The sequence below is a fragment of the Streptomyces sp. NPDC111628 genome, assembly GCF_055635195.1.
Window position 1 is genome coordinate 501,975 of sequence record NZ_JBVKBZ010000005.1, and the last position, 18,948, is coordinate 520,922.

Here is an 18,948-nt window from a genome sequence, read left to right on the forward strand (position 1 = left end):
CGGGCGGCGGACCTACGCTGCGGGAATGCGCCTGCACCCCCTGGCGGCCGACGGCCTGATCGCCGCGGCGCTGACGACCGTGGCCGTCCTGCTCGGCACCGAGGCCGTCGCCCAGGGGTGGCCCGCGCTCGACCCGCTCGCCTGGACGCTCGTCGCCGTGCTCACCCTCCCCCTCGTGCTGCGCACCCGTGCCCCCGTCACCGTCTGCCTCGCCGTCCACGCCTGCTGGGCGCTCTACGTCACCCTCGACTACTGGCCCGTCGTCGGCTCCTTCGGCCCGATGCTCGCCGTCTACACCGTCGCCGCCCAGCGCCCCACCCGCACCGCCGCCGCCTGCGCCGCCCTGCTCGCCGGGGTGTGGATCTACGCCGGGCTGCGCAGCGACTCCGGGGCCATGGCCTCGGTGGCGGGGCAGGCCGTGGGCTTCCCGCTGGTGCTGTGGCGGTTCGGGTACGTGGCCCGCCGGACCGGCGAGCTGACGCTGCGTCTGCGGGCCGAACAGGCCGACCGGGCCCGGCGCGAGGTCGCCGAGGAACGCGTGCGGATCGCCCGCGAACTGCACGACGTGGTCGCCCACCACATCACCGTCATCAACGTCCAGGCCGGACTGGCCCGCTTCGTCTTCCGCTCCGACGCCCGCACCGCACGCGACGCCCTGGACACCATCGAGGGCGCCAGCGGCGAGGCCCTGGCCGAACTGCGCCGCATGCTCGGCCTGTTGCGCGCCGACGGCGTGCAGGGCGCGGACGGCGCCCCCGCTCCCGGCCTCGACCAGCTCGACGAGATGGTCACCCGGGTACGCACCGGCGGCGTGGGCGTCCAGCTGCGGGTCACCGGCACCCCGCGCCCCCTGCCGCCAGGCGTTCAGCTGTGCGTCTACCGGGTGGTGCAGGAAGCCCTCACCAACGTCCTCAAGCACGCGCCCGGCGCGGACGCCGCCGTCGAACTCGCCTACCGCGCGGGCGAGGTGACGGTGTCGGTGACCGACGGCGGGCCGGTGGAGGGGCTGGATCCGGTCACACCTGCCGAACGGGGCGGCCACGGCTTGATCGGGATGCGGGAGAGGGCCAAGCTCTACGGCGGGACGATCGCCGTCGGCCCGCGCAGCGAGGGTGGATTCGGCGTGCGCCTGACCCTTCCGACGCCGGTACAAGTCGCACGCCGGGGAGACTCCGTGCGGGAATGACCGACGCAGACCGCCCGCCGGACGGGCCGCACCACGACGCCGCCGGGCCGATCCGCCTGCTCGTCGTCGACGACCAGTACCTCGTCCGCACCGGCCTCGCCACGCTGCTGCGCGCCGCCCCCGGCATGGAGGTCGTCGGCGAGGCGGCCGACGGCGCCGAGGCGGTGGAGCTGGCCGCGCGGACCCGGCCGGACGTGGTCCTGATGGACATCCGCATGCCCGGCCTCACCGGCATCCAGGCCACCGAGCGGATCCTCGCCGAGGCGGTGGACCCGGCACCCCGCGTCCTCGTCCTGACCACCTTCGACCTCGACGAGTACGTGTACGGCGCCCTGCGGGCCGGCGCGTCCGGCTTCCTGCTCAAGGACGCGGGCCCCGAACGGCTGCTGGCCGCGGTCACCGCGGTGCACGGCGGCGACGCGCTGTTCGCCCCCGCGGTCACCCGGCGCCTGGTGGAGGCGTTCACGCGGATGACGGACACGGGGCGCGCGGACCCGCAGGACGCCGGTCCGCCGCCGCCCGAGCTGACGACGCTGACCGGCCGCGAGGCCGAGGTCCTGCAACTGGTCGCCCGCGGACTGAGCAACGCCGAGGCCGCCGACCGGCTGTTCATCAGCGAGGCCACCGTGAAGACCCACCTCAACCGCACCATGACCAAGCTGGGCCTGACCAGCAGGGCCCAGGCGGTGGTCGTGGCGTACGAGACGGGACTGGTGACGCCGGGGAGCGCGGGCGCCGGGTGACTTTGTGCCGACGGGGGGTGCGGCGGGCCCCCGCTGGGTAGGGTGGCGTGACATGGAGCATGAGGTGTTCGTTCCGGTTCCGGCCGAGCGGCTCAGGGACGTGCTGGCCGACCCCGTCCGGGTCGCCCGGGCGGTTCCGGGGCTCCAGCAGGACGCCGGGGCCGAGCCCGTCACGGGCCGGCTGAAGGTGCGCATCGGCAGTCACTCCATCACCTACCGCGGCTCCCTGCGCCTGTCCGCGCGCGAGGACGGCACCTACGCCGTCGAGGGCGACGCCACCGAGTCGCGCGGCACCGGCGCGGTCGCGCTCGCGCTGACGCTGCGCGCGGACGACGCCGAGGGCGGCGCCACCCTCACGTTCACCGGGACGGCCACCGCGGACGGGCGGGTCACGGAGCTGCCGCCGGAGTCGGTGGCGTCGGCCACGACACGGCTGCTGGCCCGGTTCGCCGAGAACCTGGGCACGGCGGCGCAGGCGCCCCCCGCGCCGGAGCCGGAGCCGAGCCCGCGACCCGAACCGCGCCCCACCTCCGTCTTCGACACCGAGGTCCCCCCGTCCTCCCTCATGGACAGCGACGAGGACGCAGACGCGCACGCGGGCGAGAAGGCGGAAGCGGAAGCGGAAGCGGAAGCCGAAGCGGATGCGGACGGCGGCGGGCGCACGGACGACGAGCCGGCCGTCCCTCCCCCCGCCGAGGCCGCGCACGCGCGCCGCACGATGATCGGCCGCAGCGCCGAGGAGGTGGACCACTCCCCGCCGCGCGGCCGGTACGCCCCCGTGCCCGCGCCCCAGCCGAGCGCGGTCGGCGCCCCCCTGCGCTGGGCCGCCCCCGCGGCGGCGCTGGTCGTGGCGTCGGCGATCGTGGTGGGCCGCGCGCTGCGCAGACGCCGCTGACCACCGCCGGACCCGCCGCAGGGTCACCGCCGGGCCCGCCGCAGGGTCACCGCCGGGCCCCCGCGGAGCCCCCGCCGGGCCCCCGCGGAGCCACCGCCGGGTGGGGCGCCCTTGATCGCCCCAGTAGGGTCGTGGCGTGAGTAACGAACCCATCACGCTGACCGCGGGCGACGCGGAGGCGACCGTGCTGCCGGGCAACGGCGGCCGGATCGGCGGACTCCGCGTCGGCGGCACGGAGCTGCTCCGCCAGGGCGAGCGCTACGGCTGCTTCCCGATGGTCCCCTGGTGCGGACGCATCCGCGACGGCCGCTTCAGCGACGGCGCCGTGGTCCACCAGATGCCGCTGAACTCCCCGCCGCACGCCATCCACGGCACCGCCCGCGACGCCGCCTGGCGCACCGCCCGCGTCAGCGCCGACGAGGCCGTCATCACGTACGACCTCGTCGATCCCTGGCCCTACCCCGGCCGCGTCACCCAGGTGGTCGCGCTCGCCGAGGACGGGCTCACGCTGTCGATGTCCGTGGAGACGTACGAGTCGTCCTTCCCGGCGCAGATCGGCTGGCACCCCTGGTTCAACCGGACCCTCGACGGCACCGGCGTGGAGATCGCCTTCGACCCCGCCTGGCAGGAGGAGCGCGGCGACGACCACCTCCCCACCGGCAACCGCGTCGAGCCGAAGCCCGGCCCCTGGGACGACTGCTTCGGCATGCCCGACGGCGTCGACGTCACCCTCACCTGGCCGGGGCGGCTGGAGCTGAAGGTGACCAGCCGGGAGCCGTGGGCCGTGGTGTACGACGAGCAGGAGGCCGCCGTCTGCGTGGAGCCGCAGACCGGCCCGCCCAACGGCCTGAACACCCTTCCCCGCCTGGTCACGCCCCTGGAGCCGCTGGAGGCCACGACCACCTGGGCCTGGCGCCGCCTTTAAGCTGGCGTACATGACGGACGTACGCGGCGAGCTGCTGCAGCAGATCAAGGACAAGGCCGTGGTGCACGGCAAGGTCACCCTCTCCTCGGGGCTGGAGGCCGACTACTACGTCGACCTGCGCCGCATCACCCTGGACGGCGAGGCCGCGCCCCTGGTCGGCCAGGTGCTGCTCGACCTCACCGCCGACCTGGAGTTCGACGCGGTGGGCGGGCTGACCATGGGCGCCGACCCGGTCGCGGCGAGCATGCTGCACGCCGCCGCCGCGCGCGGCCGCAGGCTGGACGCGTTCGTCGTCCGCAAGGCCGCCAAGGCGCACGGGCTGCAGCGCCGCGTCGAGGGCCCGGAGATCAAGGGCCGCCGCGTCGTGGTCGTCGAGGACACCTCCACCACCGGCGGTTCCCCGCTCACCGCCGTCGAGGCCGTGCGCGAGGCCGGCGCCGAGGTGGTCGCCGTCGTGACGATCGTCGACCGGGCGACCGGCGCCGCCGAGAAGATCCAGGACGGCGCGGGAGTGCCGTACCTGTACGCGTACGACAAGGACGAGCTGGGCCTGGACTGACACCAGGGGTACCAGGGGCCGAGACGGGACCGGGGTCCACTCGGGGATTCCCGTTCCGTCTGGAAGGATGGGGCCGACGATGACGTCGCCCCCCAGTCCTAGGTCAGGGCCATAAGCAACAACACGCCCACCCGCACATACAAGGAGCGGACAGATGCCCATCGCAACTCCCGAGGTCTACAACGAGATGCTGGACCGGGCGAAGGCAGGAAAGTTCGCCTACCCCGCCATCAACGTGACCTCTTCCCAGACGCTGCACGCCGCCCTGCGCGGTTTCGCGGAGGCGGAGAGCGACGGCATCGTCCAGATCTCCACCGGCGGCGCCGAGTTCCTGGGCGGCCAGCACAACAAGGATATGGTGACCGGCGCCGTCGCCCTCGCCGAGTTCGCGCACATCGTCGCCGAGAAGTACGACGTCACCGTCGCCCTGCACACGGACCACTGTCCCAAGGACAAGCTCGACGGGTACGTCCGCCCGCTCCTCGCCGTTTCCGAGGAGCGCGTGAAGGCCGGCCGCAACCCGCTCTTCCAGTCGCACATGTGGGACGGTTCGGCCGAGACCCTGGCCGACAACCTCTCCATCGCCCAGGAGCTGCTGGAGCGCGCCCGCGCCGCCAGGATCATCCTCGAGGTCGAGATCACCCCGACCGGCGGCGAGGAGGACGGCGTCTCCCACGAGATCAACGACTCCCTGTACACCACGGTCGACGACGCGGTCCGCACCGTCGAGGCCCTGGGCCTGGGTGAGAAGGGCCGCTACCTGCTCGCCGCGTCCTTCGGCAACGTGCACGGCGTGTACAAGCCGGGCAACGTCGTGCTCCGCCCCGACCTGCTGAAGGACCTGAACGAGGGCATCGCCGCCAAGTACGGTCAGCCGGCCGGCAGCAAGCCGTTCAACTTCGTCTTCCACGGCGGCTCCGGCTCCACCGCCGAGGAGATCGCCACCGCGCTGGAGAACGGCGTGGTCAAGATGAACATCGACACGGACACCCAGTACGCCTTCACGCGTCCGGTCGTCGACCACGTGTTCCGCAACTACGACGGCGTCCTGAAGGTCGACGGCGAGGTCGGCAACAAGAAGACGTACGACCCGCGCACCTGGGGCAAGCTGGCCGAGGCCGGCATGGCCGCGCGCGTCGTGGAGGCCTGCGGTCACCTGCGCTCGGCGGGCCAGAAGATCAAGTAACACCCGGTCGACACGACCGTACGCACGAGCCCGGCGCACTTCGCGCCGGGCTCGCTGCACGCCGGGGTGTATATCTGGGGCATGCCCGACGTCCGGATCGCCTCACCGCAGGGCAAGTGGATCCTGCTGACCACCGTCCTCGGCTCCAGCATGGCCCTGCTGGACTCGACCGTCGTCAACGTCGCGCTGCCCCACATCGGGCGCGACCTCGGCGCCGACCTGGCCGCCCTCCAGTGGACCGTCAACGCGTACATGGTCACGCTGGCCGGTCTGATCCTCCTCGGCGGCGCCCTCGGGGACCGGTTCGGCCGCCGCCGGATCTTCGTCCTGGGCGTGCTGTGGTTCGCCGCCGCCTCCCTGCTGTGCGGCCTCGCGCCGAACGCCGGTGTGCTGATCGCCGCCCGCGCCCTCCAGGGCGTCGGCGGGGCGCTGCTCACGCCCGGCTCCCTCGCCCTGATCCAGGCCTCGTTCCACGCCGACGACCGGGGCCGTGCGGTGGGCCTGTGGTCGGGGTTCGGGGGCGTCGGCGCGGCGATCGGGCCGTTCCTCGGCGGCTGGCTGGTCGACGGGGCCGGCTGGCGCTGGGTCTTCCTCCTCAACGTCCCGCTGGCACTGCTGTGCGCCCCGATCGCGCTGCGGCACGTCCCCGAGTCCTCGGACGAGCGCGCCCACACCCGCTTCGACGTCCTCGGCGCGGCCCTGTGCGCGGCGGCCCTCGCGCTGCTCACCTACGCGCTGATCGAGGCCCGTACGGCATCCTGGGCGGTGGCGCTCAGCGCGGTGGCCGGGGTGGTGGCCGCCGTGGCCTTCGTCCTCGTCGAGCGGCGCGGCAAGGACCCGATGATGCCGCTCGACGTCTTCTCCTCCCGCCAGTTCTCGGCGATCAACCTGGTCACCCTGTGCGTGTACGCGGCCTTCGGCGGCTTCTTCTTCCTCGCCGCGCTCCAGCTCCAGGTCGTCGTCGGCTGGTCCGCGCTGGCCGCCGGTACGGCGCTGCTGCCGACCACCGTCCTGATGCTGCTGCTCTCCGCCCGCTCCGGCGAACTCGCCGAGCGTCTCGGCCCGCGCCTCCAGCTCACCGTCGGCCCCCTGCTCTGCGCCGCCGGGATGGTGCTGATGCTGCGGGTCGGTCCCGGCGCCTCGTATCTCGCCGACGTGCTGCCCGCCCTGCTGGTGCTCGGCCTCGGCATGGTCACCCTGGTCGCCCCGCTGACGGCGAGCGTGCTGGCCGCCGTGGACACCGCGCGCGCCGGTCTGGCCAGCGGCATCAACAACGCGGCGGCCCGTGCGGCGGGGCTGGTCGCCGTCGCCGCGCTGCCCCTGCTCACCGGCATGGGGGAGGAGGCGTACCGCTCGGCCGACGCGTTCGACGACGCGTTCGGACCGGCGATGCTGATCTGCGCGGGGATCCTGGTCGCGGGCTCCCTGATCGCCTTCACCACGGTGCGCCGCCCGGCCCCGGACTGCCCCCGCCCCGAGTGCCGCACCCACGGCTCGGTCCTGACACCGCCACTGGAGGGGGAGCGAGCCGCCTAGCCGCCCCCGCCTTCAAGGGGCGCGGGGAACCGCGCACGGCACGGGACGCGGGGTGCTTCTGGGCCAACGCCCCGATCACGCCCCAAGGGGCGCGGGGAACTGCGCGCCCAGCCACAACGCACCCGCACCCGGCAAACACACCCCCTCCCACCGACAGCCCCGTCCGGCCGCCCCCGGCGATGCCGCAGACTTGTCCCATGGCCATTCACGAGAACCTCCTCGGGGGACCGCCCCCGACCCACCTCCCCGACGACCCCGGGCCGCGCGAGCTGCTGGCGGGCGGCACCTCTCCCGCCGACGTCGCCGCGAAGTACCCGACGTCCTCGCTCGCCTGGGCCCGCCTGGCCGACGAGGCGTTCGAGCGGGGCAGCGTCGTGGAGTCGTACGCGTACGCCCGTACGGGCTACCACCGCGGCCTCGACTCCCTGCGCCGCAGCGGCTGGAAGGGACACGGCCCGGTGCCCTGGGAGCACGAGCCGAACCGTGGCTTCCTGCGCGCCCTGCACGCCCTCGCCCGCGCCGCCCAGGCGATCGGCGAGAAGGAGGAGTACGAGCGCTGCAGCCAGTTCCTGAAGGACTCCTCGCCGACCGCGGCCGAGGTCCTGGGCTGACCCCGGGTACGTACGAGGCCCGTCCGCCGTGCGCGGGCGGGCCTTGCGGTTTCCTGCGACGATTGCGGAGGATGCCGTTGGGGACCGGGGCCCCGTGCCGGTAACGGCAGGGCGGACCGCTACCCGTGCACATCAGGAGACAGCGATGTCCCACGACGCCCCGAATCTCGACTTCGAGGGCAGCACGCCGTACGAGGACTACGTCAAGGCGGACGTGCTCACCCACCTCCAGCACACCCTCTCCGACGATCCCGGAGAGATGGTCTTCCTGGTCACGACCCAGGTCATGGAGCTGTGGTTCACCGTCATCGTCCACGAATGGGAGACCGCCGCCCGCGCCCTGCGCGAGGACCGGATCCCGGTGGCGACCGATGCGCTCAAGCGTTCGGTGCGCGAGCTGGAGGCGCTGAACGCCTCCTGGACCCCGCTGGGGCAGCTCACCCCGGCACAGTTCAACTCCTACCGGTCCGCCCTCGGCGAGGGCTCCGGCTTCCAGTCGGCGATGTACCGCCGCCTGGAGTTCCTGCTCGGCGACAAGTCCGCGTCCATGCTCGTCCCGCACCGCGGCGCCCCCCGCGTCCACGCGGAACTGGAGAAGGCGCTGCACGAGCCGAGCCTGTACGACGAGGTGGTCCGGCTGCTCGCCCGGCGCGGGTACGACATCCCGGACGCCGTGCTCCGGCGCGACCTCACCCGGAAGTACGAGGCCGCCCCCGAGGTGGAGGCCGCCTGGACGGCCGTCTACTCCGGCGACCAGAACGGCGAGCTGGCCCGCCTCGGCGAGGCCCTCACCGACGTCGCGGAGCTGGTGTGGCGCTGGCGCAACGACCACCTGGTCGCCACCCGCCGTGCGATGGGCTCCAAGACCGGCACGGGCGGCTCCGCCGGGGTCGCCTGGCTGGAGAAGCGGGCTCGCAACAACGTGTTCCCCGAGCTGTGGACGGCGCGGTCGTATGTCTGAGCCGACGAGCCTCGCGGGCGAGGCGGAGCAGCTGGACGCCGCCGACCGGCTGGCCGCGGTGCGCGAGCGGTTCGTCCTCGACGACGTCACGTACCTCGACGGCAACTCGCTGGGCGCCCTCCCCGCGCACGTGCCCGCGCGCGTGGAGGACGTCGTACGGCGTCAGTGGGGCGAGCTGCGCATCCGGTCCTGGGAGGAGAGCGGCTGGTGGACCGCGCCCGAGCGGATCGGCGACCGGATCGCCCCGCTGGTGGGCGCGGCCGCCGGACAGGTCGTGGTCGGCGACTCGACCAGCGTCAACGTCTTCAAGGCGCTGGTCGCCGCGGTGCGCATGGCGCAGGAGAGCGGGCCCCGGCGGAACGAGATCCTCGTGGACGCCACCACCTTCCCCACGGACGGGTACATCGCCGAGTCGGCGGCCCGGATGACGGGGTGCGCCCTACGGCCCGTGGCCCCGGCCGAGGTCCCCGGCGCCTTGGGCGACCGCACCGCCGCCGTGCTGCTCAACCACGTCGACTACCGCTCGGGCCGGCTGCACGACCTGCCCGGACTCACGGCCGCGGTGCACGCGGCGGGGGCGTACGCGGTCTGGGACCTGTGCCACAGCGCGGGCGCGCTGCCGGTCGGGCTCGACGAGCACGGCGTGGACCTGGCGGTCGGCTGCACCTACAAGTACCTCAACGGCGGTCCCGGCTCGCCCGCGTACCTGTATGTGCGCCGTGACCTCCAGCCCCGCTTCGACTCCCCGCTGCCGGGCTGGAACTCGCACGCCGAGCCGTTCGGCATGCGGCCCGCCTACGCCCCGGCCTCCGGCGCGGTGCGCGGGAGGGTCGGCACGCCGGACATCCTCTCCCTGCTCGCCCTGGACGCGGCGCTGGACGTCTGGGACGAGGACGGGGTCTCGGTGGCGGCGGTGCGGGTCAAGTCGCTGGCGCTGACGGACTTCTTCCTGCGCTGCGTCGGGGCGTACGTCCCGGACGGCCGCGTGGAGTCCGTGACCCCGGCGGCGCACGCCGAGCGGGGCAGCCAGGTCGCGCTGCGCTGCGAGGACGCGGGCGAGGTGATGAAGCGGCTGATCGAGCGCGGGGTGGTCGGGGACTACCGCGCCCCCGACGTGCTGCGCTTCGGCTTCACCCCGCTGTACGTCGGCTTCGCGGACGTGGAGCGGGCGGCGCGGGTGCTGGCCCGGACGCTGGCCGGCTGAGTCGCGCGGTCGAACAGGGGCGGGACCGGGCACGCCGTCCGGTCCTCACCCAGCGTCACATCCCCGTGTCCGCGCACGTCATCGGCCTGATACCGTCCCGCCAACGGCCGAATCTTTCCTTCCTCCGGTCCGCCAACACCGTTCCGTCGCTGAGAGGTTGACCATGCCGGACGCCGCAGAACCGGGCACCGCTGCCGCGAGGGACGCCGCGGAGGAGAAATCGGCCCTCTCCCACCCGGCGGTCGAACCGGACAGCACCGCCGGTTACGGCGACCACCCCGACCAGGTGATCGACTTCTACCTGCCGCGCGGCGGGGCGGGCCCGGGCGCCGCTCCGGTCGTGGTGGTCCTGCACGGAGGCTCGTGGCGGGCCCCGTACGACCGGCGTCATATCAGCCCGTTCGCCGGTTTCCTCGCCGGCCGGGGCTTCGCCGTGGCCAGTGTGGAGTACCGGCGCGGGGCGGAGGGGGCCGGTGCGGAGGGTGCGGGTGGGGAGCCCGTCGCGGGGCGCTGGCCCGACACGTTCGACGACGTGGCCGCCGCGCTGGACGCGCTGCCGGAGCTGGTCCGGCAGCACCTGCCGATGGCGGACGCGCGGCGCCTGGTGCTCACCGGCCACTCGGCAGGCGGTCACCTCGCCCTGTGGGCGGCCGCCAGGCACCTGCTGCCCGCGGACGCCCCGTGGCGGACCGACCGCCCGACGCCCCTGCGCGGCGTGGTCGCGCTCGCGCCGATCGCCGACTTCGAGGCCGCCGACGAGCTCGGCGTGTGCGGTGGCGCGGCGCGGCAACTGCTGGGCGACGGCGAGCTGTTCGCCGAGCGCCGCCCGTACGCGGACCCCGCCCTGCTGCTGCCCACCGGGATCGCGACCACTCTCGTGCAGGGCCGCGCCGACGTGGACGTGCCACAGGCGGTCGCGGAGGCGTACGCGGACGCGGCGGCGAAGGCCGGGGAGGTGGTGGGGCTGACGCTGCTGGAGGACGTCGGCCACTACCCGCTGATCGACCCGGCGGCGGACGCGTGTGCGGTGGTGGCGGAGGAGATCGCGCAGCTGGCCTGGTGAGCGGACGGCCGGTGTCGTCGTACCCGTAGTACCTGAGAGCTACCCCGCAGGTGAGTTCCCTGGCGGGACGCGGGTTACCCGGCCCGATCCATAACTTCCCCTGTAGACGCACCCGGTGGGCGGGCGCGCCGGAGGGGGGCGGCCATGGGGCCCGGGGCGACGGTACGTTGGCGGCGGCGGGTGCGCGGATGGCGCCGCGCCGGTTGTGCCGCCCTCATCACCGGCGCAGTGGTGCTCCCCCTCTCCGGGGCGGCGCGGCCCGAGATCCCCGCCCCGGCGCCCGCCGCTCTCGCGGCCCCGACGGCCGCCACGCTGGAGAAGGCGTACGCCGCCAACCGGGCCAACGCGGCCGAGGCCTCCCGGATGGCCGCCGACCACGGCGACCGTCACCGTGCGGCGGCGGACCGGGCGATGGCCGACCGGGCCCGCCACCTCCTCGCCTTCGACGGCCGGGGCGCCGGACTGGCCACCGAGGTCTTCGGCGACCTGGCGCACGCCGACCGCGTCGCCGTCCTGGTCCCCGGCTCCGACACGGGCCTCGACACCTACGGCCGCTTCCGCACCGCCGCCCTGGCCCTGCACCGGCAGCTCGTCGCCGAGGCTCCCGCGGGCACCCGTACCGCCGTCGTGGCCTGGCTCGGCTACGAGACACCGGGCACCGTCAGCACCACCGTCGCCACGACCGACCGCGCCGACCGGGCCGCCCCCGAGCTGCGCGACCTGGTCGACGACCTGCGCCGGATCACCGGCCCCGGCACCCGCCTCGCCCTCCTCTGCCACTCCTACGGCTCGGTGGTCTGCGCCCGCGCCGCCGACGGCCTGGACGTGGCCGACATCGCCCTGGTCGGCAGCCCCGGCACCGGCGCCGACACCGCCGCCGGTCTGCACTCCGACGCCCGGATCTGGGCGGGGCGGGGCGCCGACGACTGGGTGGAGCACGTTCCGCACGTCAGCGCCGACCTCTTCGGCACCACCGTCGGCTTCGGCACGGACCCGGTCTCCCCGGCCTTCGGCGCCCGGGTCTTCGACGCCGGGGACGGCGGCCACAGCGACTACTTCGACACCGGCTCCCGCTCCCTGACGAACCTGGCCCGGATCGCCCTGGGCGAGACCACGGAGGTGACCCATGACTGACCTTGCCCCGGCTGCGACCCGGATCCCGTCGCTCGCGCGCGGCGCCCTGCGCGAGGCCGCCGCCCGTATCGACGCGGCCACTCCCAAGGACCGGGACCGTGCCGTGGACGCCCTGCGCGCCCTCGCCATCCTCGGGGTGGTCCTCGGGCACTGGCTGGTGACGGCGCTGGTCGCCGACGGCAGCAGCCTGCACGCGGCCAGCCCGCTGGGGGACATGCCCTGGCTGTCCCCGGTCTCCTGGGCCTTCCAGACCCTCGCCGTGTTCTTCCTGGTCGGCGGTCATGTCGCCGGCCGCGGATACGCGTCGGCCCGCGCCCGCGGCGAGCCCTACGGCCACTGGCTGAGAGCCCGGCTGTCCCGGCTCTTCCGCCCGGTGTCGGCCGTCCTCACCCTGTGGACGGTGGTGGCGGCGCTGCTCCTGCTCACCGGCGCGGACTTCGCGACCGTGCACACGCTGGTGAAGCTGGCGCTGTCCCCGATGTGGTTCCTGCTGGTCTTCGCCGCGCTCACCGCGGCGACGCCGCTGCTGACCCGGCTGCATCCGCTGTGGCCGCTGGTCGTCGTCCTCCACATCGACCTGCTGCGCTTCGGTCTCGGCGCCCCGTCCTGGCTCGGCTGGGTCAACCTCGCCGCCGGCTGGCTGGTCCCCTACACCCTGGGCGCCGCCTGGTCCCGCGGTGAACTGGACCGCCGCCGATCGGGCTGGATCCTGCTGACCGGCGGCACGGCGGCGACTGCGGCGCTCGTCGCCTGGGCGGGCTACCCGGCGTCGATGGTCGGCGTCCCCGGCGCTTCGGTGTCGAACCTCAACCCGCCGACCCTGGCCGCCGTCACCTTCGGTCTGGCCCAGTGCGGGCTCGCCCTGCTGCTGCGCGAGCGGCTGCGCCGTGCGATGCGGCGGCCCGTGGCGTGGGCCGCGGTCGCGCTGGTCAACCTCTCCGCGATGACGATCTTCCTCTGGCACCAGACGGCGCTGATGGCGACCACGGCCACCGGGCTCCTCGCGGGCCGGCTGCCCGGCCTGCACACGCGTCCCGACGGCCTGGACTGGGTCGCGGCCCGGCTCGCCTGGCTCCCGGTGTTCGTGCTGGTCCTGGCCGCCTGCTGGGCCACGTTCCGCTCCTGCGAGCAGCGCGGCCGAGGACGGCGCCGTACCCGGGTCGTGCGCGCGCACCGCCCGCGGCGCCGGGCGACCACGGCGGGTGCACGCCATGTCTAGGGTGGAGCCTGTGACGCGATGGGGGAAACGGCTGTGGGCCTGGTCCCGGGCCCGGGCCGAGCGCGTGCTGCGCGTGCTCCACGACGACCTGTGGACCTGGCGGGCCGACCCGCTGCCGCCGTCGGTGTGGCTGCGCTGGTTCCCGCACGGGGTGGTGTGCCTGGCCGCACTCGGTGTGCTGCTCGGCGACGCCGCCCAACTCGGGGACAACGGCGGGATCGAGCCGGGCTTCGCCTTCCTCATCGGTGCCGCCCAGGCCGGCGCGATGGTGTTCGCGCTGTGGCGGCCGGTCGCGGCGTGGTGGCTGTCGATGGCGGGCATGCTGGTCGGGGCCATCGCGGTGCGGGCCGAGATGGTCCCGGGCGGCTACGAGTTCACGTGGCCCTGGACGGCCGCCGGGCTCATCGGGCACCTGTTCGTGATGCTGCTGCTCGCCCTGCGGGTGCGTACCCGGGTGTCCTTGGAGGCGCTGGCCCTGACCGCGCTCACCACCTACCTGGTGCAGGGCGTGGTGGGCGCGTCGAACTACCTGCCGACCGGTCAGCTCGCCGTCATCCTGTTCACGGTCGTCGTCGTCCTCGGCATCGCCCTGCGAGGCCGCCGGGAGGCGCGCACGGAACTCGCCCAGCAGACCTCGCTCACCGCCGAGGAGCGGGCCCGGCGCACCCTGCTGGAGGAGCGCGGCCGTATCGCGCGCGAGCTGCACGACGTGGTCGCCCACCACATGTCGGTGATCTCCATCCAGGCCCAGGTCGCGCCCCTCCTCGTGGAGAACCCGCCGGACGAGCTGAAGGAGAACCTGGCCGGTATCCGGCAGAACGCGCTGGAGGCGCTCACCGAGCTGCGCCGGGTGCTGGGCGTGCTGCGTTCGGAGCACCCGGACGCGCCGGATGCGGCCGAGGTGGGCGCCGGCGCCGCCCCGCACGCCCCGCAGCCGACCCTCGACCGGCTCGACGCGCTGGTGGAGAACACCCGGGCCGCCGGGCTGACCGTCACCACGGGCAGCAGCGGGACACGCAGAGCACTGCCGCCCGGCGTGGAGCTGTCGGCGTACCGGATCGTGCAGGAGGCGCTCAGCAACGTGCTGCGGCACGCGCCCGGGGCGACCGCCCGCGTCCACCTCACCCACCTTCCGACCGGGCTGCGCGTGGAAGTCTCCAACACCCGACCGAAGCGCGCCCCCGCGCCCTCGCAGGGGGCCGGGCACGGGCTGCTCGGGATGCGCGAGCGGGTGGCGATGCTCGACGGCACCCTGACGGCGCACCCGCTGCCGGGCGGCGGCTACCAGGTGGCGGCGTTCCTGCCGACCGACGGCACCGACCTGCCCGACGCCCCCTTCACCGACCCTTCCACCGAGGACGACACCCCATGACGACCAGCAGCAACGGCCGCGTGATCCGCGTGCTGATCGCCGACGACCAGCAGATGGTCCGGCAGGGTTTCACCGTGCTGCTCAACACCCAGCCCGACATCGAGGTGATCGGGCAGGCGGTGGACGGCCTGGACGCCGTGGCCAAGGTCGCCGAGCTGGCGCCGGAGGTCGTCCTGATGGACATCCGGATGCCGGAGCTGGGCGGCATCGAGGCCACCCGGCGGATCACCACGGCCACCCCGGAGATCAGGGTGCTGGTGCTGACCACCTTCGACCTCGACGAGTACGTGTACGAGGCACTGCGGGCCGGTGCCTCCGGGTTCCTGCTGAAGGACGCCTCCGCCGACCAGCTCGCCGAGGCGGTCCGGGTGGTGGCCGCCGGTGACGCCCTGCTCGCGCCGGGGATCACGCGACGGCTGATCGCGGAGTTCTCCCGGCTGGACGACCGCCCGCGCGCCCCGCTGAAGGCCCGCGTCGGCGAGCTGACCGAGCGGGAGACGGAGGTGCTCGCGCTGATCGCGCAGGGCCTGTCGAACGCGGAGATCGCCCAGCGTCTGGTGGTCGCCGAGCAGACGGTGAAGACCCACGTGGGCAGGATCCTGGTGAAGCTGGGCCTCAGGGACCGCACGCAGGCGGCGGTGTTCGCGTACGAGTCGGGGCTGGTGCGCCCCTCGGGCTACTGAGGAGCGACGCGCAGTTGCCCCCCGTAGTACTTGAGACGGATGCCCGGGAACCCCTCTCCACGGGGACGACCGGCCACTCCCGGTCGGCCTACCGTGTGAGCGTGACCGAGACGATTCACCAGCAGCACGAGGGCGGGACCCGCAGCCAGGAGTACCGGCTTGTCCGGACCTCCCTGCGGGGACTGCGCCAGGATCTGTTCCAGGACCCCTTCGCCTACCGCCTTCTGCCGCCCCGGCACACGGACGGCCCGTTCGTCCGCCGGCTGCCCGGCCGGCTGCGCTCGGACGCGCGGCACCTCCCGCACGCGGTGGTCGGGGCGCTCGCGTTCATCACCTTCGTCGTCGGCGCGGTCTCGGGCGACCTGCCCGGCGGCGACGTGCCGGCCCTGCTGAGCGGCATCCTGTGCGCCCTCCCGGTGCTCGCCACGCTGGTGCGGCCGATCGGCGCGTTCTGGCTGTCCCTCGCCGTGGCGCCGCTGGTCGCGCTCGTCAACGGCGCCGGGTGGGACTGGCCCTGGATGCCCGGCGCGTTCATCTGCCACCTGGCGGTGCTGATCGTCGTGGCGCTGCGCACCCGGCCCCGCACCGCTGTCTGGATGTGGGTCCTGACATGCGTGTACGGCTTCCTCGCGGACGCCTTCTTCGGCGGGTCGTACTCCTACTCGAACAGCGGGCCCATGATGGTGACGTCCGCGTTCGCCCTGCTCGTGGTCTGTCTCTGGCACATACGGCAGACCGCCCGCAGGGAGGTGACCGCCCAGCAGACGGTCACGGCGCACGAACGCTCCCGCCGCACCCTGCTGGAGGAGCGCACCACCATCGCCCGCGAGCTGCACGACGTGGTCGCGCACCACATGTCGGTGGTCGCCATCCAGGCGGAGGCCGCGCCCTACCGGGTGGAGAATCCGCCGGAGGAGCTGGAGCGTGCCTTCGCCACCATCCGGGAGAACGCGGTGGCGGCCCTCACCGAGCTGCGCCGCGTCCTGGGAGTCGTCCGCGCCGAGGACTACGAGGCCCCGGACGCCCCGCAGCCGACGCTCGCCGACCTGGACGCCCTGCTCGCCAACGTGCGCGAGGCGGGCCTGGCCGTGGACAAGGCGGTGACCGGCGCGGTGCGCGAGCTGCCGCCCGGGGTGGAGCTGTCGGCGTACCGGATCGTGCAGGAGGCGTTGAGCAACAGCCTGCGCCATGCGCCCGGCGCGACGGCCCGCGTCGAGGTCTCCTACGTCCTGGGCGGCCTGGGCCTGCGCGTGGTCAACACCGCCGTCCCGCCGAACACCCTGGTCAAGGCGTCGCCCGGCGCCGGACACGGCATCACCGGCATGCGGGAACGCGTCTCGATGCTGAACGGCGAGATGACGGCGGGCCCGGCGGACGACGGAGGGTACGAGGTGGCGGTGTTCCTGCCGGTCGCCGCGGCCCAGACCGAAGGTGAAGCATGACGATCCGCGTACTGATCGCCGACGACCAGATGATGGTGCGCGAGGGCTTCTCGGTCCTGCTGAACGCGATGCCGGACATCGAGGTCGCCGGCGAGGCGGTCAACGGCCGGGAAGCGGTGGCCAAGGTCCGCGAGCTGGCCCCGGACGTCGTCCTGATGGACATCCGCATGCCCGAGCTGAACGGCATCGAGGCGACGCGGGAGATCGTCGCGGCGGACAGCACGTCCAAGGTGCTGGTCCTCACCACCTTCGACCTCGACGAGTACGTGTACCAGGCACTGCGCGCGGGCGCGTCCGGCTTCCTCCTCAAGGACGCCTCGGCCCGCCAGCTCGCGGACGGTGTCCGGGTGGTGGCGGCGGGCGAGGCCCTCCTGGCGCCTTCCATCACCAAGCGCCTGATCACCGAGTTCTCCAAGCTCTCCGACGCCCCGCGCCTGATGTCGTCGGCACAGGCGGCGTACGGCGACCTGACGGAGCGCGAGACGGAGGTCCTGGTCCTGATCGCGCAGGGCCTGTCCAACTCGGAGATCGCCGAACGCCTGGTGGTCGCCGAGTCGACGATCAAGACCCACGTCAGCCGCATCCTGGTGAAGCTCGGCCTGCGCGACCGCACCCAGGCGGCGGTCTTCGCCTACGAGGCCCGACTGGTCACCCCGGGCTGATCCCGGGTCGCCCCTTCCGCTGAGGGCCCGTCGTTTCCTATCGTCCGTCCATGACGGCTGCATCCGATGAATCCGCCCTGTCGTTCGACCCGTGGGACCCCGCGTTCGTCGCCGACCCGTATCCCGCCTTCGCCGAGCTGCGGGCACAAGGGCGGGTGCTCTACTACGAGCCGAGCGACCAGTGGCTGGTGCCGCACCACGCCGACGTGTCCGCGCTGCTGCGCGACCGCCGGCTCGGCCGGACCTACCAGCACCGTTTCAGCCACGAGGACTTCGGCCGCACCCCGCCCCCGCCGGAGCAGGAGCCCTTCCACACGCTCAACGACCACGGCATGCTCGACCTGGAGCCGCCGGACCACACCCGGATCCGGCGCCTGGTGTCGAAGGCGTTCACGCCGCGCACGGTGGAGCGGCTGAAGCCGTACGTGCACGGGCTGGCGGACGACCTGGTGGCCCGGCTGGTCGCGGCGGGCGGCGGCGATCTGCTCACCGACGTGGCCGAGCCGCTGCCGGTCGCCGTGATCGCCGAGATGCTGGGCATCCCGGAGTCCGACCGGGCCCCGCTGCGCCCCTGGTCGGCGGACATCTGCGGGATGTACGAGCTGAACCCGTCCGAGGAGACGGCGGCGAAGGCGGTCCGGGCGTCCCTCGACTTCTCGGAGTACCTGCGCACACTGATCGCGGCCCGCCGCAAGGACCCCGGCGACGACCTGATCTCCGGTCTGATCGCGGCCCACGACGAGGACGACGACCGCCTCACCGAACAGGAGATGATCTCGACCTGCGTCCTGCTCCTGAACGCCGGTCACGAGGCCACGGTGAACGCGACGACCAACGGTTGGATGGCGCTCTTCCACCACCCCGACCAGCTGGCCGCCCTGCGTGCCGACCGCTCCCTCGTCCCGTCCGCCGTGGAGGAGCTGATGCGCTACGACACCCCGCTCCAGCTCTTCGAACGCTGGGTCCTGGACGAGATCGAGATCGACGGGACGACCCTCCCGCGCGGCGCGGAGGTGGCGCTGCTGTTCGGCTCGGCCAACCACGACCCGGCGGTCTTCACCGACCCGGAACGCCTCGACCTCACCCGCCGGGACAACCCGCACATCTCCTTCAGCGCCGGCATCCACTACTGCATCGGCGCCCCGTTGGCCCGCATCGAGCTGGCGGCGTCCATGACGTCCCTGCTGGAGCGGGCCCCGGAGCTGCGCCTGGCGGCGGAACCGGAACGCAGGCCGAACTTCGTGATGCGCGGGCTGAAGGAGCTACGCGTGGAACTCTGAAGCCCTCGAAGACTCCGAGCGCCGGCGCCGTCCCAGCAGCCAGGCCCCGAGCCCCCACACCACGGCGGGCACGACGGCCCCGGCGAGGAAGACGAACGGCAGCTCGGTGAGAACGGCACCGAAGTCCTGCCCGTTGTTCTCGAACTCGTTGCCGAGGTGCCGCTGCGTGCGGTCCGAGGCGCCCCACAGCCACACGGCGCCCACGACACCCGCCGCCGACACCAGGCACCCGCCACCCGTCACCGCATCTCGCTTCATGCCCACGAGGACGCCGTCGCCCCCGCGCC

At 73.9% G+C, this 18,948-nt stretch carries 19 protein-coding genes; 18 read left to right on the forward strand and 1 reads right to left on the reverse strand.

Features of this window, described 5'->3' with window-relative positions; genetic code table 11:
* Positions 1-25: 25 nt before the first annotated feature.
* From ACZ7MF_RS28160 to ACZ7MF_RS28245, 18 genes are all read left to right on the forward strand, one after another.
* Positions 26-1,186 (forward strand): sensor histidine kinase, encoded by a 1,161-nt coding sequence (locus tag ACZ7MF_RS28160; protein WP_471480793.1) that lies wholly within the window; start codon positions 26-28, stop codon positions 1,184-1,186.
* Positions 1,183-1,929, forward strand: coding sequence for a response regulator (locus ACZ7MF_RS28165; protein WP_471480795.1), 747 nt, complete (start codon positions 1,183-1,185; stop codon positions 1,927-1,929). Before ACZ7MF_RS28160 ends, ACZ7MF_RS28165 begins: the two co-directional genes overlap by 4 nt.
* 52 nt (positions 1,930-1,981) lie before the next feature.
* Positions 1,982-2,824 carry an SRPBCC domain-containing protein gene (locus ACZ7MF_RS28170; protein ID WP_471480797.1) on the forward strand — a complete coding sequence of 281 codons (843 nt, stop codon included), beginning with the start codon at positions 1,982-1,984 and terminating at the stop codon, positions 2,822-2,824.
* Positions 2,825-2,960: 136 nt separating this feature from the next.
* Complete coding sequence (locus ACZ7MF_RS28175; RefSeq protein WP_471480798.1) at positions 2,961-3,749, forward strand: aldose epimerase family protein; 789 nt, start codon at positions 2,961-2,963, stop codon at positions 3,747-3,749.
* Between the two features lie 10 nt (positions 3,750-3,759).
* Positions 3,760-4,308 carry an orotate phosphoribosyltransferase gene (pyrE, locus tag ACZ7MF_RS28180; protein ID WP_007451719.1) on the forward strand — a complete coding sequence of 183 codons (549 nt, stop codon included), beginning with the start codon at positions 3,760-3,762 and terminating at the stop codon, positions 4,306-4,308.
* Between the two features lie 154 nt (positions 4,309-4,462).
* A complete protein-coding gene (fbaA, locus tag ACZ7MF_RS28185) occupies positions 4,463-5,494 on the forward strand; it encodes a class II fructose-bisphosphate aldolase (protein WP_356867293.1) in 1,032 nt (343 codons plus the stop codon).
* Between the two features lie 81 nt (positions 5,495-5,575).
* Entirely contained in the window at positions 5,576-7,030 is a 1,455-nt protein-coding gene (locus ACZ7MF_RS28190; RefSeq protein ID WP_471480800.1) for an MFS transporter, read from the forward strand.
* Between the two features lie 197 nt (positions 7,031-7,227).
* Positions 7,228-7,641, forward strand: coding sequence for a DUF3151 domain-containing protein (locus ACZ7MF_RS28195; protein WP_471480802.1), 414 nt, complete (start codon positions 7,228-7,230; stop codon positions 7,639-7,641).
* Positions 7,642-7,786: 145 nt separating this feature from the next.
* The gene (locus ACZ7MF_RS28200; protein ID WP_471480804.1) at positions 7,787-8,602 is read left to right on the forward strand and encodes a tryptophan 2,3-dioxygenase; all 816 of its coding nucleotides are present in this window, start codon (positions 7,787-7,789) and stop codon (positions 8,600-8,602) included.
* Positions 8,595-9,806 carry a kynureninase gene (gene kynU / locus ACZ7MF_RS28205; RefSeq protein ID WP_471480806.1) on the forward strand — a complete coding sequence of 404 codons (1,212 nt, stop codon included), beginning with the start codon at positions 8,595-8,597 and terminating at the stop codon, positions 9,804-9,806. Before ACZ7MF_RS28200 ends, kynU begins: the two co-directional genes overlap by 8 nt.
* A gap of 163 nt (positions 9,807-9,969) precedes the next feature.
* Positions 9,970-10,869 carry an alpha/beta hydrolase gene (locus ACZ7MF_RS28210; RefSeq protein WP_471480808.1) on the forward strand — a complete coding sequence of 300 codons (900 nt, stop codon included), beginning with the start codon at positions 9,970-9,972 and terminating at the stop codon, positions 10,867-10,869.
* A 144-nt stretch (positions 10,870-11,013) separates the two neighbouring features.
* Entirely contained in the window at positions 11,014-12,003 is a 990-nt protein-coding gene (locus tag ACZ7MF_RS28215) for an alpha/beta hydrolase (RefSeq protein WP_471480810.1), read from the forward strand.
* Positions 11,996-13,222 carry an acyltransferase family protein gene (locus tag ACZ7MF_RS28220; protein WP_471480812.1) on the forward strand — a complete coding sequence of 409 codons (1,227 nt, stop codon included), beginning with the start codon at positions 11,996-11,998 and terminating at the stop codon, positions 13,220-13,222. The genes ACZ7MF_RS28215 and ACZ7MF_RS28220 overlap by 8 nt, the downstream gene beginning before the upstream one ends.
* Positions 13,215-14,594: a sensor histidine kinase gene (locus tag ACZ7MF_RS28225; RefSeq protein ID WP_471480813.1), complete on the forward strand. Its 1,380-nt coding sequence runs from the start codon at positions 13,215-13,217 to the stop codon at positions 14,592-14,594. The genes ACZ7MF_RS28220 and ACZ7MF_RS28225 overlap by 8 nt, the downstream gene beginning before the upstream one ends.
* On the forward strand, positions 14,591-15,277 hold the full coding sequence (locus tag ACZ7MF_RS28230; protein WP_356867277.1) for a response regulator transcription factor: 687 nt from the start codon (positions 14,591-14,593) through the stop codon (positions 15,275-15,277). The genes ACZ7MF_RS28225 and ACZ7MF_RS28230 overlap by 4 nt, the downstream gene beginning before the upstream one ends.
* Before the next feature lie 14 nt (positions 15,278-15,291).
* Positions 15,292-16,719 carry a sensor histidine kinase gene (locus tag ACZ7MF_RS28235; protein ID WP_471480816.1) on the forward strand — a complete coding sequence of 476 codons (1,428 nt, stop codon included), beginning with the start codon at positions 15,292-15,294 and terminating at the stop codon, positions 16,717-16,719.
* A complete protein-coding gene (locus tag ACZ7MF_RS28240; RefSeq protein ID WP_471480818.1) occupies positions 16,716-17,381 on the forward strand; it encodes a response regulator in 666 nt (221 codons plus the stop codon). Before ACZ7MF_RS28235 ends, ACZ7MF_RS28240 begins: the two co-directional genes overlap by 4 nt.
* 50 nt (positions 17,382-17,431) lie before the next feature.
* On the forward strand, positions 17,432-18,661 hold the full coding sequence (locus ACZ7MF_RS28245; protein ID WP_471480820.1) for a cytochrome P450: 1,230 nt from the start codon (positions 17,432-17,434) through the stop codon (positions 18,659-18,661).
* Here ACZ7MF_RS28245 and ACZ7MF_RS28250 read toward each other — a convergent pair.
* Positions 18,644-18,919, reverse strand: coding sequence for a hypothetical protein (locus ACZ7MF_RS28250; protein ID WP_471480822.1), 276 nt, complete (start codon positions 18,917-18,919; stop codon positions 18,644-18,646). The two genes, ACZ7MF_RS28245 and ACZ7MF_RS28250, sit on opposite strands and share 18 nt — an antisense overlap.
* Between the last annotated feature and the right edge of the window lie 29 nt (positions 18,920-18,948).

Coding starts and splice junctions, on each gene's coding strand:
- kynU (WP_471480806.1), top strand. CDS start 8,595: ATGTCTGAGCCGACGAGCCTCGCGGGCGAGGCGGAGCAGCTGGACGCC.
- ACZ7MF_RS28230 (WP_356867277.1), top strand. CDS start 14,591: ATGACGACCAGCAGCAACGGCCGCGTGATCCGCGTGCTGATCGCCGAC.
- ACZ7MF_RS28240 (WP_471480818.1), top strand. CDS start 16,716: ATGACGATCCGCGTACTGATCGCCGACGACCAGATGATGGTGCGCGAG.
- ACZ7MF_RS28220 (WP_471480812.1), top strand. CDS start 11,996: ATGACTGACCTTGCCCCGGCTGCGACCCGGATCCCGTCGCTCGCGCGC.
- ACZ7MF_RS28165 (WP_471480795.1), top strand. CDS start 1,183: ATGACCGACGCAGACCGCCCGCCGGACGGGCCGCACCACGACGCCGCC.
- ACZ7MF_RS28195 (WP_471480802.1), top strand. CDS start 7,228: ATGGCCATTCACGAGAACCTCCTCGGGGGACCGCCCCCGACCCACCTC.
- ACZ7MF_RS28170 (WP_471480797.1), top strand. CDS start 1,982: ATGGAGCATGAGGTGTTCGTTCCGGTTCCGGCCGAGCGGCTCAGGGAC.
- ACZ7MF_RS28225 (WP_471480813.1), top strand. CDS start 13,215: ATGTCTAGGGTGGAGCCTGTGACGCGATGGGGGAAACGGCTGTGGGCC.
- ACZ7MF_RS28215 (WP_471480810.1), top strand. CDS start 11,014: ATGGGGCCCGGGGCGACGGTACGTTGGCGGCGGCGGGTGCGCGGATGG.
- ACZ7MF_RS28245 (WP_471480820.1), top strand. CDS start 17,432: ATGACGGCTGCATCCGATGAATCCGCCCTGTCGTTCGACCCGTGGGAC.
- ACZ7MF_RS28200 (WP_471480804.1), top strand. CDS start 7,787: ATGTCCCACGACGCCCCGAATCTCGACTTCGAGGGCAGCACGCCGTAC.
- pyrE (WP_007451719.1), top strand. CDS start 3,760: ATGACGGACGTACGCGGCGAGCTGCTGCAGCAGATCAAGGACAAGGCC.
- ACZ7MF_RS28160 (WP_471480793.1), top strand. CDS start 26: ATGCGCCTGCACCCCCTGGCGGCCGACGGCCTGATCGCCGCGGCGCTG.
- fbaA (WP_356867293.1), top strand. CDS start 4,463: ATGCCCATCGCAACTCCCGAGGTCTACAACGAGATGCTGGACCGGGCG.
- ACZ7MF_RS28190 (WP_471480800.1), top strand. CDS start 5,576: ATGCCCGACGTCCGGATCGCCTCACCGCAGGGCAAGTGGATCCTGCTG.
- ACZ7MF_RS28210 (WP_471480808.1), top strand. CDS start 9,970: ATGCCGGACGCCGCAGAACCGGGCACCGCTGCCGCGAGGGACGCCGCG.
- ACZ7MF_RS28250 (WP_471480822.1), bottom strand. CDS start 18,919: ATGAAGCGAGATGCGGTGACGGGTGGCGGGTGCCTGGTGTCGGCGGCG.